General features: G+C 71.1%; 13 protein-coding genes and 1 pseudogene. 7 read left to right on the top strand and 7 right to left on the bottom strand.

Annotated features, from left to right (window positions below):
- Positions 1–75 precede the first annotated feature (75 nt).
- Entirely contained in the window at positions 76–2,316 is a 2,241-nt protein-coding gene (locus tag ACZ63H_RS03750) for a glycoside hydrolase family 9 protein (RefSeq protein WP_469861794.1), read from the bottom strand.
- Between the two features lie 404 nt (positions 2,317–2,720).
- Entirely contained in the window at positions 2,721–3,746 is a 1,026-nt protein-coding gene (locus ACZ63H_RS03745; RefSeq protein ID WP_469861792.1) for a zinc-binding alcohol dehydrogenase family protein, read from the bottom strand.
- Positions 3,747–4,014: 268 nt separating this feature from the next.
- Between ACZ63H_RS03745 and ACZ63H_RS03740 the strand changes: the two genes are divergently transcribed.
- From ACZ63H_RS03740 to ACZ63H_RS03730, 3 genes are all read left to right on the top strand, one after another.
- Complete coding sequence (locus ACZ63H_RS03740) at positions 4,015–4,968, top strand: LysR family transcriptional regulator (protein ID WP_469861790.1); 954 nt, start codon at positions 4,015–4,017, stop codon at positions 4,966–4,968.
- A 151-nt stretch (positions 4,969–5,119) separates the two neighbouring features.
- A complete protein-coding gene (locus ACZ63H_RS03735; protein WP_469861788.1) occupies positions 5,120–5,281 on the top strand; it encodes a hypothetical protein in 162 nt (53 codons plus the stop codon).
- Between the two features lie 153 nt (positions 5,282–5,434).
- Positions 5,435–5,857, top strand: coding sequence for a TipAS antibiotic-recognition domain-containing protein (locus ACZ63H_RS03730; protein ID WP_469861787.1), 423 nt, complete (start codon positions 5,435–5,437; stop codon positions 5,855–5,857).
- Between the two features lie 218 nt (positions 5,858–6,075).
- On the opposite strand, the pseudogene ACZ63H_RS03725 reads toward ACZ63H_RS03730, so the two are convergent.
- Positions 6,076–6,361, bottom strand: a pseudogene (locus tag ACZ63H_RS03725) (transposase); the annotation flags it as partial.
- Positions 6,362–6,734: 373 nt separating this feature from the next.
- Between ACZ63H_RS03725 and ACZ63H_RS03720 the strand changes: the two are divergent.
- Positions 6,735–7,469 carry a class I SAM-dependent methyltransferase gene (locus ACZ63H_RS03720; protein ID WP_469861786.1) on the top strand — a complete coding sequence of 245 codons (735 nt, stop codon included), beginning with the start codon at positions 6,735–6,737 and terminating at the stop codon, positions 7,467–7,469.
- Positions 7,470–7,571: 102 nt separating this feature from the next.
- Positions 7,572–8,462, top strand: coding sequence for a phytanoyl-CoA dioxygenase family protein (locus tag ACZ63H_RS03715; protein WP_469861784.1), 891 nt, complete (start codon positions 7,572–7,574; stop codon positions 8,460–8,462).
- 145 nt (positions 8,463–8,607) lie between these two features.
- On the opposite strand, the gene ACZ63H_RS03710 is transcribed toward ACZ63H_RS03715, so the two are convergent.
- The 4 genes from ACZ63H_RS03710 to ACZ63H_RS03695 form a co-directional block, all read right to left on the bottom strand.
- Positions 8,608–10,002 (bottom strand): condensation domain-containing protein, encoded by a 1,395-nt coding sequence (locus ACZ63H_RS03710; protein WP_469861782.1) that lies wholly within the window; start codon positions 10,000–10,002, stop codon positions 8,608–8,610.
- A complete protein-coding gene (locus ACZ63H_RS03705) occupies positions 10,002–11,822 on the bottom strand; it encodes an ABC transporter ATP-binding protein (RefSeq protein WP_469861780.1) in 1,821 nt (606 codons plus the stop codon). Before ACZ63H_RS03705 ends, ACZ63H_RS03710 begins: the two co-directional genes overlap by 1 nt.
- Positions 11,819–13,750 carry an ABC transporter ATP-binding protein gene (locus ACZ63H_RS03700; protein ID WP_469861779.1) on the bottom strand — a complete coding sequence of 644 codons (1,932 nt, stop codon included), beginning with the start codon at positions 13,748–13,750 and terminating at the stop codon, positions 11,819–11,821. The genes ACZ63H_RS03705 and ACZ63H_RS03700 overlap by 4 nt, the downstream gene beginning before the upstream one ends.
- A gap of 163 nt (positions 13,751–13,913) precedes the next feature.
- Positions 13,914–14,789 (bottom strand): HAD family hydrolase, encoded by an 876-nt coding sequence (locus ACZ63H_RS03695; RefSeq protein WP_469861777.1) that lies wholly within the window; start codon positions 14,787–14,789, stop codon positions 13,914–13,916.
- Between the two features lie 289 nt (positions 14,790–15,078).
- Here ACZ63H_RS03695 and ACZ63H_RS03690 point away from each other — a divergent pair, with 289 nt between their 5' ends.
- Together ACZ63H_RS03690 and ACZ63H_RS03685 are read left to right on the top strand one after the other, a co-directional pair.
- Entirely contained in the window at positions 15,079–15,330 is a 252-nt protein-coding gene (locus ACZ63H_RS03690) for an acyl carrier protein (RefSeq protein WP_469861775.1), read from the top strand.
- Between the two features lie 322 nt (positions 15,331–15,652).
- Positions 15,653–16,786, top strand: coding sequence for a nucleotidyltransferase family protein (locus tag ACZ63H_RS03685; protein WP_469861773.1), 1,134 nt, complete (start codon positions 15,653–15,655; stop codon positions 16,784–16,786).
- Positions 16,787–16,797: the final 11 nt, after the last annotated feature.

The raw sequence follows: 16,797 nt of genomic DNA, 5'->3' as shown, positions 1-16,797 counted from the left end.
CCCCCCCCCCCCCCCCCCCCACCCCCCCCCCCCCCCCCCCCCCCCCCCCCCCCACGGGACGGAGTCGGGGGACCGCTATCCCTGGTCCGCCACGAAGGACGCCATCCGGGCCAGGGCCGCGTTCCAGTTGATCGCGGTCTCGTTGGTCGACCAGGACTGGATGTCGTCGATGTAGCAGAACTGGCCGGTGCAGCCGGTCAGTTTCGACTGCGCGTACGGGTCCTGGATGCTCGAGTTGGGCCCGCCCGCCAGCGTTCCGGCCGGCGGGTTCGGCAGGGACGCGTCCAGCTCGTGGGCGTACCAGCGGCTGTGCTGGTTGTGGGAGCTGACCTCCCCGTACCCGGTGACGTAGGACATGTTCAGGGCGTTGCGGCCGAGGATGTAGTCCATGCTCTGCACGGCCCCGTCGCGGTACTTGGCGCCGCCGGTGATGTCGTAGGCCGTGGCGAGGACGACGGCGTTGTTGAGGACCTGGTGGTTGGAGCCCCAGTCGTAGAGGTTGTTGTCCGGCGCGTAGGGCATGCCGTACGGCTGTGCCTTCAGCGTGGCCAGGTAGCGGTCGGCGCCCCGGACGACGGACTGGCGCACCTTGTCGCGGCCGGGCAGCCGGCTCGGCACGGTGGCGAGGTCGAGGCGGGCCGGGGTGGCCGTACGGGCCCAGTCGAAGCCGGCGGGTCCGAAGATGTCGGCGTTGTGGAGGGGTGAGGTGAGGACGTACGTCTCGTACTGCTTCTCCCCCGTGGTGAGGTACAGCTCGGCCGCGGCCCAGTAGAACTCGTCCCGCACGTCGTTGTCGTTGTACGCGCCGCCGCCGGTGGCGTCGTTCGGGTCCGCGTACACGTCCGGGTGGGCGAGGGCCGCGGTCCAGGCGGTGCGGGCGGCGGCCAGGGTCCGCGCGGCGAAGGCCGGGTCGTGGGCCCGGTAGAGGCGGGCGGCCTGGGCGGCGGTCGCGGCCAGGTTGAGGGTCGCGGCGGTGGTCGGCGGGTGCAGTTCGCGCTTCTGCGGGTCGGCGCTCGGCAGCAGCGGCAGGCCGGTCCACTGCTCGTCGTGGACCTTGTGGTGGGCCATGCCGGCCAGCGGCTGCCCGGCGGGCACCTGCATCTTCAGCAGGAACTCCAGTTCCCAGCGGGCCTCGTCGAGGATGTCGGGCACCTTGTTGCCGCTCTCGGGCAGGGCGAGGGTGCCGTCGCGCAGTTTTTCCGCCTGCCCGGTGCGGGCCAGTGCCTCGCGCTCGTAGGTGCTCAGGAGCTCCCAGGTGGTGACGCCGCCGTTGACGACGTACTTGCCGTGGTCACCGGCGTCGTACCAGCCGCCCGTGACATCGAGGCGGTAGTCGCACACGCCGGGCTGGCAGGGCACGTTCCCGTCGCCCTGGTTGGGGGCGACGTCGACGTGGCCGGCCGCGCGGCCGTAACCGGGACGCAGGTCGTCGCGGACGGCGGTGCCGCTGCGCTGGGTGTAGTAGTACTTCAACGCGTCCAGCCGCAGCCGCTCGTAGGCGGCCGCACCGATGTCGAAGGGGCGGCTCGTCTCGCCGTCCGCGACCAGGGTGAAGCCGGTGCCGTTCCCCCGGTAGGCGCCGAAGTCGACGGAGTGCACGTTCTGCCCGGAGGAGACGTCTGTGCCGCGGGGCACGGTCCAGCCGTGGGCCACCGTGGCGCCGCGGGCGTTCTTCAGCTGCCACGGCAGCCGGGCCGTGGCATCGGTGACGAGGGTGGCGTTCTTCGGCCCGGCGGGCAGGTAGGCGACCTGGTTGACGCGGACCCGCGGGCCGGTGTCGGGCTCGTACGGCGCCGGGGCGACCCCGCCGAGCAGGGACACGTCGTCCACGCAGAACCGCCAGGGCTCGGCCGATCCGCCGACCTGGAAGGCGACTTGGGCCTGGGCGCTGTCGACCGGGGAGGTGAAGGTGTAACTGTAGGTGCTGCCGTCCTGGCTGAGCTGCGGGCTCGCCTCGTACCAGGTGTCGTACGGCGCCGTCTGCAGCCCCACCAGCGCCCGCACGGTGTGCCCCTCGGGGACGCCGGAGGCGGCGAAGGAGAAGCGGTACGACTCGCCCTTGGCCAGGGTGATGTCGTTCTGGCCGACGGCGGCGTCCCAGCGGTTGGCGGTGCCGCCGGGCACGTCGGCGCACAGCCGTCCGCCGTCGGGGCCGGCGGTGACGTTGCTGGTCCACCACTCCTCGGTGCCGGCGTCGAAGGCGCCGTTCCTGACCTGCTCGACCTCGTCGGCGCCGGCCTGCTGGGCGGGCAGGGCGGTGAACGCCGCGGCCAGCAGCGCGGTCAGGGGCAGCAGGGCGGTTCTGCGTCGTTTCACGTCTGTGCTCCTCGGGGAGTGCGGGTGACGCTCGGCGACGAGAGCGCTCCCGAACAAGCTATGGGAGCGCTCCCAAGCGCGGATGAGGAACATCGTTGTTGCAGTCATGACGCTCCGTCAACGGTGCGGACGGGACTGTTTCCCGGCCGGCCCGTACGCCTGCCCGACCCGAGGAGCCCTTGCCCGGCCTGGGGAGAGGAGGCAGGATCCGTGCCGTCGCCCACCCGGCGATCATGCCTCTTGCCGGCCTCCTGGTCATCGGGTACGGCACGATTCGCCACCGCCCGGTGGGCCGCCAGCCCGACCGGGTCGTCATGCCGCTCGGCGCCGGCGGCCTGCGGGGAGCCGCCGTGCACCGTGCGCGACGGGCCACGGGAGGGGCGGGCCCGTCGGTGGTGGTCGGCTCAGAAGCCGGTGAGGGTGATCTTGCCGATGGCGGTGCCGGACTCCATGACGCGGTGCGCCTCGCGGAGGTTCGCCGCGTTGATCCGGCCGAGGTCCTTCACGGCGGTGGTGGTGATGACGCCCGCGTCCACCAGGCGGGCGACCTGGGTCAGGATGTGCCCCTGCCGGTCCTGGTCGGCGGTTTGGAACAGGGAACGGGTGAACATGAACTCCCAGTGGTAGGAGATGCTCTTGGCCTTCAGCACGCCGATGGGCAGGGAGTCGAAGTCGTCGATGGCGACGATCCGGCCGAAGGGACGCAGCGCCTCCGCGTAGGCACCGAGGTTGCCGTCGGTGTTGACGGTGCTGAACACGTGCGTCAGGCCGCGCGGGGCCACCTCGGCGATCTGCCCGACCAAGGGCTCGCGGTGGTCGATGACGTGCCGTACACCCATGCGGGTGGCGAACTCGACGCTCTCGGGACGGGAGGCGGTGCCGATGACGGTCAGGCTGGTCAGGGCACGCGCCAACTGGGCCGTGACGGAACCGACGCCTCCGGCCGCGGCGGTGATCAGCAGGGCGCCGTCCTGGTTCAGGCCGCCGTTCTCCAGGCCGAGGTGCTCGAACAGGCCCTCCCAGGCGGTCAGTGAGGTCAGCGGCAGGGCCGCGGCTTCCGTGAAGGACAACGTGGCGGGCTTGAGGGCCACGATGCGCTCGTCGACCGTGTGGTACTCGGAGTCGGCGCCGGCCCGGTCCAGGGCGCCGGCGTAGTAGACCTCGTCGCCGACCCCGAACTGCTCGACCTCCTCACCGACGGCGACCACGGTGCCCGCCGCGTCCCAGCCGAGCACCTTGACCTCGCCACCCGGGTCGTTGTGCTGCCGGATCTTGTAGTCGACGGGGTTGACCGCCACGGCTTCGACCTTCACCAGCAGGTCGCGCGGGCCGGGCTGGGGGACGGGCAGTTCCACGTCGATCAGGCTCTCCGCGTCGTCGACGGGGAGGCTCGCGCGGTAGCCGACGGCCCGCATGGTGGTCTGGTTCATGGGCTTGTCTTCGCTTTCGGTGCCGACGTTCGCAGGAAGTCGTGGTGGGCGGGCCCGACGCGTGACCGCCGCGGCGGCGCCCAGCGGGAGGCGGACATGACGGCTCCTTGGACGTGCGGCCTGAGCTGCGGAAACATGCCGGGTGTGACCGGGCGCCCGGCGTTCTCCGGCCCCTTCGGACCGTCCGTTCTCAGGCGCCCGTTCATCGTGCTCTCGTAGCGGTCATAAGTCCAAGAACTCTCTGACATCCTTTCTATAAGCTGAAGGCATGGCAACGCTGCGACAGCTGGAATACCTGGTGGCCATCGTGGACGAGGGATCGTTCACCCGCGCCGCGGAGAGCCTGAACGTCACCCAGCCGGGGCTCTCCCACCAGTTCCAGGCGCTGGAGCGGGAGGTCGGCGGGCCGCTGCTGGAACGGCTGCCGCGCGGCGTGCGGCTCACCCCGGCCGGCCGGTCGATGCTGCCCCACGCCCGGGCCGCGTTGGCCGAGGCCGACCGGGCCACGCTGTCCGCCCGCCGTGCCGCCGGCGTGTCCACCGGTGAGCTGCACCTGGCGACGCTCTACTCGGTCAGCTCGGGCGTGCTGCCCACGGTCCTGGGCCTGTGGCGGCGCAAGCACCCGGGCGTGCGCATCCGGCTGTTCGAACACCGCCGGAGCGACGAGATGGCGCAGGCCATGGACGCGGGCCAGGCCGACGTCGCCGTAGGGCCGCTGCCGGAGGGCTGGGAAGGCACCGCCCGGCACATCGGGGCCGAGGAGTTCCTGGTCGTCACCCGGTCCGACGATCCGGTGGCGCTCCCGGACCGGGCACCGCGCGTCCGGCTGTCCGATCTCGCCGAGCGGGAGTGGGTGCACTTCACCCCGGACAGCGGCCTGTCCGACATCCTCGAAGGGGCTTGCGGCGCCGCCGGTTTCCGCCCCCGGGTCGCGGTGCGTACGGAACAGGCCCCGTCGGCCATCGGGTACGCGGCGGCCGGCCTCGGTCCCACACTCGTCCCCGCGAACACCATTCCGCCGCATTTCGCCGGTGCCGTCCTGCGTCCCGATCCGCCCCTGCACCGGCCACTGACCGGGTACACCCGCACGAGCCCGGACCCGGTCACCTCCTCCTTCCTGGAGACCCTGGGCGCACACGCCCCGCTGATGCCGGCACACGTCGCCAGACGCCTGCGCCCCGCCGGGCGTTCCGCCCGCCGCCGGCCGACGGAGGGGGAGTGAGCCGCCGGCCGCAGACGGCGATCGACCCCCGTCCCTCAAGCCTCCCGGGTGGAGCCGGCGGGAACGACACCGGCCGTCCCTCCCGGAGGCCGCCCCGACGGCAGCTGATCGACGGCATACGGTTCCGCGTCCGGACCGGTGTTCCGTCGTCGTGGAGACCGGTCGCCCGGCCGTCGTGGAACCGGACCCGGCGCCGGCCGAACTCGTCCTGCCGCGCAAGGTCACCGCGCGAATCCGGGCCGCGCGGTCGAGCGGCTGGACGCCCCGTTCCGACGGCTCGCCGGTCGAGCCGCGCCTTTTCGCCGTCGGCTGACCGGGACGGAGCGCCGGAGGGTCCAAGAAATGGCTTGCCGACCCGGTGGCTGTGTGTCACCGTTCGGCCTGAACCGGCAGTTGATCATCGGCGGCCGGTCGATGTCGACATGTCGGCGGCCTCTCGGGGTTCCACCGGAGAGGTGACGAAACGATGGGAACCGGTGCCGTGGGGAACAATTACGAGGACGAGTGTCGCCGGTCATTGGCCGAGGAGCAGGCGAAGAGCCTTGCCGGGACCAACAACTGGGAACATGTGGACAGGGAGCGGGTCCACCAGGACTGGGACGTCCTGTACCGGGAGATCACGGCTTTGCTGGACGGCGGCTCCCTGCCAGGGGACCAGCGGATCCAGGAGCTCGTCCGCAGGCACTTCGACATCGCCTGCCGGTTCTACACCCCCTCCAGGGAGGCTTACGTCGGCATGTCGCTCTTCTACGCCGAGGACGAGGCCATGAGGGCGTTCCATGATTCCTACCACCCCGGGATGGTGGATTTCCTGGGCGCCGCGATCAAGGTGTTCGCGGAGCAGGGGAGCGGGTTCGCCCCCAGCGCAGGGGCCGGGGCTTCGGCGTAGCCGGGCGGCACGGGCCGGGACATGCATGGACGGGGTGGGCCCCCGGGCTGCCGCAGCCCTTGGGCGGAGGAAGCGGAGACCGGGGTCCCGGGCCGGTGCCGAGGCGACATCGTGCGTGAGGACGACTTCGTCTGCGTCTTCCGCGGGAGCATTTTGCCCGCGGCGTGGAACGTGGATCCCGCTGCGTGAGACCACGGGTCACAGCCACTCGTTGATGGGTCACCCCGCTTGCGGGCCCCGGCCGCATGCTGATGAGCGCGGCACACCGTAGAGTCGGCGCTCGGGTCCCATGTGATCGCGCCTTCCGCGTCGGCCAGGGACTGGAGGCGGGTGAGGATCCGGTGCCAGGTGTCATTCCGCTGCCGTCGGCGGAACAGGTCGTAGATCCGGGCCCGGTCCGTACTCGGCGGGCACGTCCCGCCACGGAACACCGGTCCGGACCCGGAACCGTATGCCGTCGATCAACCGCCGCCGAGGCCGGACGGGTGGCCGCCTCGGCGTCATGAGCCTCGTCGCCGGTGCCGTAGGTGAGTTCGCGGTGAGGTCACACCCGATCGCAGGTGCGGGACCGGCAACACGCGCCGCCCGGCGGGAAGATGGCGAAGGTGCATGGTGGACACATCGATGCCGGACGGGTAGACAAGTACACAGAAGCTTCTGGCGAACCGGCGGTCTCGGTGGTGAACCCGTCCACCAGAAGTTTCTTCATGTCCAGGCACCGCTCCTCGCCCTCAACGACCCAGCACGCGTCAGGTTGGACAAGGCTCACCGCGCCGGCTCCCGTCGGTCACCGGCATCCATGTGGGCGCCGCCGTATCCGGGAACAGAACCCCGGCGCGATCCCCCCACCACTCGACTTCCCGACGAGGCACTCCCGATGATGATCAAGACGGAATACGCCAAGTTGTACATGGACGCACAGCTGAACCACAGCTCGGGATATTTCGAGCACGACGCCATGTCGCTGGACGATGCCCAGCTCCGCAAGAACACGGAGATAGTGCGGAGATGCCGGATCCAGCCGTCGGACCGGGTTCTCGACGTCGGCTGCGGATGGGGGGCGGCCGCCCGCCTGGCGGCGGACGAATACCACGGCAGGGTCACCGGCCTCACACTGAGCCCCGAGCAGCACGCCTACGCCGTCAAGACGCAGGAAGGAATTCCGGAGAAGCGGCGCGTTGATTTCCGGTTGCAGCGCTGGGAGGATTTCACCGAACCGGTCGACCGCATCATCTGCGTCAACGCCTTCGAGATCTTCAAGGACAAGGAGTCCTTCCTGCCGCACTGTCGCTCGCTGCTGCCGGACGGCGGCGTCATGGTCATGCTTACCGTGACCGCGGACCGCCCGATCTTCCGCGTCATCCCCAGGGACAAGATCGTCGAGTACGGCGAGCGCGCCGGGTTCGACGTCGGCGTCTCCGAATCCTTGGCATCCCACTACACCCGGACCCTGGAACACTTCGTCGCGAATCTCAAGCGCAACAAGGAGAAGGCGGTAGCCCTCGCGGGAGTGGCGGAATACGAAAAGCAGGTCGCGCATTACACGGAGTGTGCGGGCTTTCTCCGGCGCGGACTGAACGACATGTTCGAGTTCACCTTCATCGCCCGATGACGCCGTCTGCGCAGCGCATGAACAGTGAGTAAGGCGCGTGCTCGGCGGTAACAAACTGTGGATCATCGACCATTCCCCCCCCCATGGAGGCGACGGCTCATCATGGTTGCGGTAGCTGCCGAGGAAACCCTGGAATCCCATGTGGAGCGATTCACTCTCCAGGGGTTCACCGTTATGCGAGGTGTTTTCACCCCCGATGAGGTGGCACGCATGCTCGCCGCCAGCGAGCGCGTCGTCAGCAAGGTCCGCGCGGACCCGAAGTCCTTCGACGCCCCGACCGTCCCCCGCTACACCGACCGGACGGAAGGTGTGCTGGACACATGGGGCGTCGACAACATGTTCGCGCCCCGACTGTACGAACCGGAGTTGGGCGCGATTTTCGGACACGAGAAGTTCATGGAATTCAGCCATGCCGTCCTCGGCCCCCACCTGCGTTTCTGGGCCGCACATCTGCTCTGGTCGCCGGAGCGGACGAGCTATCAACTCGGCTGGCACAAGGACCAGCACGACAACGAGCAGTACGACCCGGCCGGCAGGTCACGGCACGTGCAGTTCAATGTGTGCCTCACCGAGGACACCTCGTTCCGGGCCGTCCCCGGCTCCCACCGCCGGCCGCTGACCGAGGCCGAACGCGCGGCGGTCACCACCGACAGCTCCGCCCCCCTGGACGGTGAGGTGCGAGTGGAATGCGAAGCCGGTGACGTCATCTACATGAACCACCACATGGTGCACCGGGGCTCGTGCGAACCGGATCGGTTCCGCCGGACACTCCACATGAACGTCCAGTCCATGGAGGAGGAGACCGGCGGCCAGACGTCCTACTCCTACATGCGGGAACCGGGCTACCTGGAGAGCGTCGACCCAGCGCTCGCCGCACTGATGCGCAAGGCGATCGAATGGGACGACGCCCACCCCATCGACCGCGCCGAGGCGCGTCGGCGGATGCGCATCTCGCACGACCTGCGCCGTTCCACGGCCGGCGCCGACAAGTAACCGGGCAGGGAGGAGGGGCAGGCGTATTCCCGCCCGCCCCTTTCCGGTCCGCGGGTGCCGGGAACCGCACCGAGCCACGCGCCGGCTCCTGGTTGCCGAGGCGGTCGGCACCGGCGGACCGCGCCCTCACCGGCCGGCGCCACCCTCAGGTTCCCGCGATCGCCCGCAGGTCGGCCGGGGTCAGACGCCGCCCCCCGGCCTCCGCCACGAGCAGCGTCTCGACGCCGCGCAACAGTGTGTCGACGGCGGGGCGGGGCACGGCCCGGCTGTCGACCCGAACGAAGAATCCGGTGTGCTCCCGGTAGGGACGGATCCCGAGGTAGAGATCCGTCCAGCCCGCCACCGGCTGGGCGATCCGGCGGAAGCGCGAGCGTGCCACCAGTTCCTCGGCGGATTCCCCGGCCCCGGGGCCCGGGGCGGCCGAACCGTTCTTGCTGTTGGTGAGGTTGAGGAACAACCGCGGGGCGGCCGGTTCCCCCTTCTCTTCCCGTAGCCGCTCACGCAGCGAGTCCAGGGCACCCAGGTCGTACGCCGCGTTGCGGTACGCGGGCAGCAAGGCCCGGGCCGTCGCGCCGACCACGTCCGCGAAACTCTTGCCGCCCGCTTCCACGCCGACGGTGACGGACTGCGACAGCGGGCCGATCATGCTCCGGGAGCGGGGCGCGAAGCGGTTGTGGACGTAGGTGCCGAAATGCTGGTGCGCCGGCCCGGACCGGGCCGACAGCGCGGCCAGGACGGCCGCCATCAGTACGGTGTAGACCGAGGTCCGGTAGTGCCCGGCCACCTCGCGCACCGCCCAGGACACAGCGGGCGACTCGAAGACCGTCTCGTGGAAGCCGTGGCCGCCGGACGGCACGGCGCCGTGATGGTCCGGGAAGAGGGGCGGCGCCGGCAGCGACAACAGGCGTGCCCAATAGGCCATCGCGCTCTCGGAGCGACGCCGCCCCTCGGGGCTCTGCTCCCACGTGCGCTGCTGCGCCGGTTGCCAGGGACGGGGCGGCAACGCGCCGTCCTCGTGCCGCAGCAGGGCGAGCAGTTCCTCCTCGACGAGGCTGAGGCCCCAGTCGTCGACGGTGATCGGGCTGAACAGGAGGGCCACGCGCCGGACGGTGTCGCCTTCGGTGAACAACGCGGCGCGAAGCGGAGGTGCGTCCAGGGTGAAGAGCTTCTCCCGCATCCCCTCGTACAGGTACCGGTGCACCCCCGCTGCCCCCGTCTCCGGCACCGGCCAGATCTCGACGGGCAGCGTGCCCGCGCCCGCGACGGTCTGCACCGGGTCACCCGCCGCGCTCACACCGTAGGTGGTGCGCAGTGCGTCGTGCCGGATCAGCAGGGTGCGCAGACAGCGCAGCGTCTCCTCGACCCCCGGGCGCAGGGCCCCGGGCAACGACAGGTGCAGCGGTACGTAGATGTGCCGGCCCTCGGGGCGGTCCAGCATCATGCGCCGGAAGCGCTCCTGACTCCACGTCAGGCCGTGAGTCCCGTGGGCGGCGCCGTCGAAGGCGACGTGGCGGACTTCGGCCGGGTGCACTGTGTCCATCACCGTTCTCCCGATTGGTCGGCCTCCGGAAGCGCGTAGCCGCGCGCCTGGGTGGTGTAGAGCTTCCAATAGCGGCCCCGCCGGTCCATGAGGGCGGCGTGTGTGCCCTGTTCGACGATGCGGCCCCGCTCCAGGACGACGATGTGGTCCGCCATGTACACGGTGGAGAAGCGGTGCGTGACCAGCACGGTGATGCCGTCGTCGCGGCCCTCGGTCTCCTCGGTGAACCGCTCGTACAGGTCGTGTTCGGCCTGCGGATCGAGGGCGGCCGTGGGTTCGTCGAGGACCATCAGGGCCGCGTCGCGGCGGACGAACGCGCGGGCGAGGGCGATGCGCTGCCACTGCCCGCGGGACAGCTCGACGCCGCCGTGGACGCGGCCGAGTGGCGTGTCATCGCCGTCCGGGAGGGCCGCGACGAAGCGGTCCGCGCCCGCGCGTCGCAGCGCGTCCTCCACTGTGTCGGGAGAGGCACCGGCATCCCCCGGCGCGCCGATGGCGACGCCCTCGCGGACGGGCAGTTCGAAGGCGACGAAGTCCTGGAACGCTCCCGAACAGCGGTCGCGCCACGTCTCCGGGGCGAGCCCGGTGGCGGAGATCCCATCGACGGTCATGCTTCCCGTGGTGGGCTCGTGCATCCCGATCAGCAGGTTCACCAGGGTCGACTTGCCCGCGCCGTTGTCTCCCACCAGGGCCACGGTGGTTCCCGGCCGCAGCGTGAGGTCGACGTCGCGCAGTGCGGGTGCGGCGGCGCCAGGGTAGGTGAAGGACACCTTCTCCAGGCGGACGCCGTCGGTGAGCGTGTGCGGGGCGGTGGCGCCGTGGCGTGCGGACTCGCGGGCGTAGACGCGCAGCCAGAGGTAGTGCGTGATCGCCTGGCCCGCCTCGGAGACCTTGCCGAGGCTGTCGACCGTGATGCGGACCTGGGTACGGAGCCTGCTGCCCAGCGTGAGGACGAGCATCAGGTCGCCCAGGGTCGCGGAGCCCTGGAGCACCAGGTGCAGGACGAGTGCCAGGGCACCCAGATAGCCGGCGGTGAAGCAGGCCCATCCGGCCAGCCGCCAGCAGGAGGCGACGAGGTCGGCGCTGCACATCATGCGGACGGAGGCCGTCCAGGCGCGGTCGGCCTCCTCGTCGAGCACGGGCCCCGCGCCGGTGATCCGCACCTCCTGACTGGTCCCGGCGTCCACGCACAGTTCGTGCAGCGCGCGTTCCAGGCGTTGGTGCTCGGCGCAGGCGTCCCGGGCCGCACGGAGCACGGCCTGCGCACGCCGACCGGTCCACAGCGGTGGCAGGGTCAGCAGCGCGAGGAGGCCCATCAGGGGGGAGACGTCCATGAGCAGCCAGACGGAGAGTGCCACGCTCGCGACCGTGGCACCCGCGTCGGCCAGCCGCCAGGCGGAGCCGGACAGGGCCCTCGTGCCCCGGCGCAGCACGCCGAGGCGGTTGAGGTACTCGGGTGTCTCCAGGTGGTCCGTGGTGGGGATGGTCGCGATGGCCGTCAGTACCTCCTCGTTGATCTTGACGTCCACGCGGTCGGAGAGGTCGACGAGGAGGTTCGCCTGGATGCGTCCGCAGGCGGCGGTCAGCGCGTAGCCGACCGCCCCGGCGGCGACCGCGGCCACGAGTCCGGTGCGGGTGCCGAGGCCGACGGAGTCCACGAGCCAGCGCTGGCTCAGCCCAGTGAGGGCGACCGCGACCGTCTGACTGCACATCAGTGCGGCCAGCAGCAGCGTCATCGTGCGGTTCGTGCGCCAGGTCAGGCGCATGAGGTGGCGCAGGACGGCGCCGCGCCCGGCCAGGCGAGCGGTGTCAGTGGTCATGGCGTCGCCTTCGCGGTGTTGCGGTCCCGGTCCGGACCCGCGTCGTGGGGCGCGGGGAACGGCGCCCCGGCCGGATCCTTGCCGAACCTGGCTGCCTGGAGTCGGAAGAGCCGGGCGTAACCGCCTTCCGCCGCCATCAGCGCGTCGTGGCCGCCTTCCTCCACGACCCGGCCGTCCGCGATCCGTACGATGCGGTCGGCGCGGCGGACCGTGGACAGCCGGTGCGAGATGAGGACGACGGTGGTGTCCTGGGCGGCGGCCGAGACGCGCTGATGGAACTCGGCCTCCGATTCGACGTCGAGGTGTGCCGTGGGCTCGTCGAGGACGAGGACGTCGCGGCCGTGCGCGGTGGCGAAGAGGGCACGGGCGATGGCCAGGCGCTGCCACTGCCCGCCGGAGAGGTCCACTCCGCCCCGGAACTCACCGGACAGCCGGGTGGCCTCCTTCTCCGGGAGACCGTCGGCCAGGGGCGCGGCGTCGGCCCGGCGCAGGGCCCGGTCGACACCGCCGAGGTCGCCCCGGTGCTCGGGTGCGCCGAGCGCGACATTGTCGGCGAGGCTGAGCGGATAGCGGTTGAAGTCCTGGAAGACGATGCCGAGACGGCGTCGCCACGCGTCTTGGTCGAGCGAGGCGAGGTCGGTGCCGTCGACGGTGATACGGCCGGCCGTCGGGACGTACAGGCCGGCGAGGAGCTTGATGAGCGTGGTCTTGCCCGCGCCGCTGTCACCGACGATGGCCAGCGTCTCCCCGGGCCGCATGCGCAGGTCGAGCCCGTCGAGGACGGGCCGCTCCGAGCCGGGGTAACGGAAGCTCAGTCCCTCGAACCGGATGTCGGGCGGATGGCCCCCGGCCGCGGGCGGAAGAGCGGCGGTGGCCGGCGCGGCGGGTCCGGAGGCCGCCTGGGCGCGCAGCGCGTCGAGGGCGCGCACCGCCTCCAGGCCGTTCGCGATGTCGTATGCCTCCATGCCCATCGAGCTGATGCGGAAGACGACGGTGACCGCGACGAGGCAGGTGACCAGTTCTCCGGTGCTCAGCTCGCCGTGGAGGGCGGCCAGCCCTGGGACGGCCATGCCCGCGGCGGCCGAGGCGAGAGCCAGACAGATGGTCACCCACTGCCGCACAAGGATGGTGCGGCGGGCCAGCCAGACGTCGCCCGCCCAGGACAGTGCCTCGCGGGTCCGGCGGCGGACCACGAAGCCGGCCAGGGCGAACAGCCGGACTTCCTTGGCCGCCGCCCGGCCCGCGCCGATGTCCGACCAGTACTGCGTGCGCCGTGCCTCGCCCTCGCGGGCGTTGCGGACCGCGGCCAGACCCATCCACTGGCGGCGCACGGTGGCGCGGGCCGTCAGCGAGGCGGCGAGCAGCAACAGGGCCGTGAGCGGGAAGAACCGCGCGAGCAGGGCGGTGGCGACGACGGCGGACAGGACACGGAACGTCAGTGTGAGCTGGCCGACGGCGGCTGCGCCCGGTGAGCGGCGGGCGCCCGGGCCGATGTCCGATGCGCGGCTGACCTCGTCGGCCTGGACGAGTGGCAGCGACGCGTCACGTGCCCCGAGGACGAGTCGGCGCGTCTCTCGCAGGGCCTGGCCGTCGAGGCGCCCGGCCACCAGCCGCTGAACGGTGTCCCGGAAGGCGACGGAGACCTCGTCGGCGAGGAGGAGTGCGCCGAGCACCGCCAGGGGCCAGCCGACCGCGGCGGGGGAGGCGTCGTGCCGGAGCACGGTCGCGGTCTCGGCGGCCAGCCAACCGGTGGCGAGGGCGCTGGTGGTGGGCCACAGCATGGTCAGTGTGTGACTGGCCACCAGGGCGACGGTCAGGACTCTGGGACGGGTGCCGAGCGCCATGCGCAGCAACCGCAGCCGCTCGGTGACGAGCGAGACGGCCCCGGTCACCGCGCCCGCCGGGGTCCGATGTGTCTTGGCGTCCATGTTCGCAGCGCACGCTCCCTTGTGACGTTGCTGATGTGCGGAAGGTGTTGCCGTCCCGTCCCCGAGTCCTGCCGGCGCGGCGTCGGCTCCGCGCGGACCGTGGCGGCCGCCGGAGCGGCGAGGGCCGGATTCCCGGAGCGTGCGGCGGGGCTCGGCCGCCCGGTCACCGGGCATCGCTCCGTCCGGACCCCGGCAGCTCCATCGCCTCCAGGTATGAGCCCAGGGGTTCTTCCAGGTGGAGGCGCGCGGCGGCGCGCGCGGCGGGTGAGGCGCCCTGAACCGCGATCCCGGGCCGGGCCGCGGCGAGCAGGCCGGCGTCGTTGTCGCCGTCCCCGAAGGCCATCACGCGGGAGAGGTCCCGTTCACCGAACCGCAGGGCGAGCAGGGCGGCCAGGCCGACGGCCTTGCCCCGCCCTGCCGCCGTGAGCAGAGTGGCGCCGTACGCGCGGAGCACGTGCCTGTCCGTGCCGGGCAGTTCGGGCGGCGTCTCGCCGAACACCACCAGCCGCGTGCTCGGCCCGTCCGGCGCCCCGATGTCCACGGCGGCGCGCGGTATGCCGTACGCCATGGCGTAGGCGACGGCCGCCCGGCGCGTGGAGGCGAGGAGACGGCCGTCGCACGAGGCGACGACGTCCACGCAGTCGCGCCGCACGCGTTCCACCGCGGGCGGGGGGATCCGCGTGGTCGGGCGATGGCGGTCCGCGCTGTGGTCGAACACGAGGTCGCCCTCCTCCAGCAGCACTTCGGGGTGGCAGAGGGCGAGCAGCGGGCCGATGTCCGTCAGACGCCTGAACGACGGCAGCGACCGCCCGGTGACGAGCAGGGGCAGGAGACCGTGCCCCCGCAGCCGGGCGATCCCGGCCACCACCGCCCGCGGCACCGTGCCCGCCGCGTCGAGCAGGGTGCCGTCCAAGTCGAAGGCGGCAAAGCGCGGGCCGTCGTTCCGGGGGGACGTGACGAGGCGCGGGTCCGCGGGGACGCCGTTCGCCAGGTCCGCACTGTCGGCGCTGATGGTCTGCCTCCTTCTCGGTTCTCTCACGGGCCGTACGCCGGGTCGGGCGCGGACGGATCGGTCGGAGCGGGTCGTGACCGCCGGCTGGAGGCGGAACGGGGCAGTCGCCTTTGGGTGGAGCATCGGGCCGGTATCCGCATTCATGCGTTCGCCCTGGATCGTTTGGGTAGAGTTATTTGCACATCATACGTGCCCGCTGTCGACAACTTCCAGGCATTGCAACCCAGTTGACGCCACAGTATCCTCGACTGCCAGAGATGCATTGTGCGTTGGCGTACGACGGCCGGGATCGACGAAGAACGACCGTAAGGATCTCATGAACAGAAGCGACATAGCGCGCCAGGTGCGTCATCAGGTCGGCAACATACTCAACACGCAGGCCGAGTTCCCGGGCACCGATCTCCTCGCGGACCACGGCCTCGATTCCCTGACCAGCATCCAATTGACGCTGGTACTCGAGGATGAATTCCAACTCACCTTCGCGGACGACGAGATCAGCCTGGAACACTTCGAGACCATCGACAGCATCGTGAACCTGCTGGACAAGAAGCTCCAGGAAGTAGGCTGACAAAACCGCAGGTCAAGCCGTTGGCCTGCGGGCCTGCACCGTGTCCGGGCGAGGGCCTGGCCGAGTATGTGCCGACTACGCCGGAACACTGCCCCGCTCGACACCTCACCATTGTCCGCGTCGCCGGAAGTTCTCCTACTTATTGCGTACGCGTTCCCTCCCGTGGTTTCCGGGCGTGTCAAACATTTCACTGTCGTGCATTTTCCGACAGAAGTCGTGGCAAGTGTCACGCGGACGCGCGGAACATAAGCGAAGTCCACGGCGCGGCAGCGACGGCGGGATAACCGTGCGCGAAAACATATCGAGCAGCGGAGGAAAACAGGTGGCAGTGGAAGAGCATCAGTCAGCGATAGGGCGGCCCGACGACGAGGTGTGGAGCTTTATCGAACTGCTCGCCACACATCAAGGCCTCGACGCCCCGCCGGACGAACGAGCAGAACTGATCAGACGACCGGATTTCGACCACGGACGGCTGGTCGAGCAGGCGATGCGGCACGGGCTGCTGGCCGCGCTCGCCGACTTCCTCAACCGCCACGGGCTCCGACGCGACCTTCCGGCGCGACTCCGGGCTCCCGTCATGTCCGCCCTCCGCCACAGCGAGTACCGCGCCCACTTCCTCACCACCGAGGCCGCGCGGGTGGCCGCGGCGCTGGCGGACGCGGGCCTCACCCTGGCCTTCACCAAGGGTGTCGTGCTCCAGAACAGCCTCTACGACGTGCCCGGCATCCGGAATTTCAACGACATCGACCTGATGATCGCGCCCGGTGACCGTGAGTCCGTCCGTGCGGCGCTGCTGGAAGCCGGGTTCGCGGCGAGCACCGAGTTCGATCCCGGGACCAAGAACCTCAGGCCCCTCGCCCGGAGCGACGAGCGGATGTACCAGCTGTCGCCGGACCACTGGCCGCACTTCCACCGTCTCACCGGCGACCTGGGCGTGCCGGACGTGGCCGTGGACGTCGCCAACAGCCTGACCTGGCACGGCAGCGAGTGGCAGGTGCCGATGGACGCGGTGATGGACGGCGTGGTGCCGGCCGCCGTCACCGACGAGGTGACGCTGCCGACACTGTCGCCGGTGCACACCTTCCTCTTCCTGTGCCTGCACGTGTTCCGGGAGGGCTGGACCGTGCGCACCGCACGCCGCAAGGACGTCTCGCTGGCGCAGTTCGTCGACATCCTCCGCCACTGGACGCAGCAGCCGACGACGGTCCGCCGGGCCATCGCCGCCGCCGTCGCGGAGTACGGTCTGGGCGCCCCGATCGCCTGGGTGGGCGCCCACACCGACGAGCTCTTCGGCAGCGACCTCGTCGAGGAACTGGAACTCACCGCCGAGGCCCGCCCGGAGTGGCTGGCGAGCGCTGGCGGAGGACCGGGGCGGCGGCTCGTGTGGAGCGGGGACATCCGCGAGCGGCTGCGGACGCCCGCCCCGTGCACCTTCGAAGCGCGGGCGGCATCGTGAGGGGCCTGCGG

The organism is Streptomyces sp. NPDC104831, from assembly GCF_055583025.1.
This window is presented reverse-complemented; position numbering and strand designations above follow the sequence as displayed.

Coding starts and splice junctions, on each gene's coding strand:
- ACZ63H_RS03710 (WP_469861782.1), bottom strand. CDS start 10,002: ATGGACACAGTGCACCCGGCCGAAGTCCGCCACGTCGCCTTCGACGGC.
- ACZ63H_RS03690 (WP_469861775.1), top strand. CDS start 15,079: ATGAACAGAAGCGACATAGCGCGCCAGGTGCGTCATCAGGTCGGCAAC.
- ACZ63H_RS03715 (WP_469861784.1), top strand. CDS start 7,572: ATGGTTGCGGTAGCTGCCGAGGAAACCCTGGAATCCCATGTGGAGCGA.
- ACZ63H_RS03730 (WP_469861787.1), top strand. CDS start 5,435: ATGGGAACCGGTGCCGTGGGGAACAATTACGAGGACGAGTGTCGCCGG.
- ACZ63H_RS03740 (WP_469861790.1), top strand. CDS start 4,015: ATGGCAACGCTGCGACAGCTGGAATACCTGGTGGCCATCGTGGACGAG.
- ACZ63H_RS03700 (WP_469861779.1), bottom strand. CDS start 13,750: ATGGACGCCAAGACACATCGGACCCCGGCGGGCGCGGTGACCGGGGCC.
- ACZ63H_RS03745 (WP_469861792.1), bottom strand. CDS start 3,746: ATGAACCAGACCACCATGCGGGCCGTCGGCTACCGCGCGAGCCTCCCC.
- ACZ63H_RS03705 (WP_469861780.1), bottom strand. CDS start 11,822: ATGACCACTGACACCGCTCGCCTGGCCGGGCGCGGCGCCGTCCTGCGC.
- ACZ63H_RS03720 (WP_469861786.1), top strand. CDS start 6,735: ATGATGATCAAGACGGAATACGCCAAGTTGTACATGGACGCACAGCTG.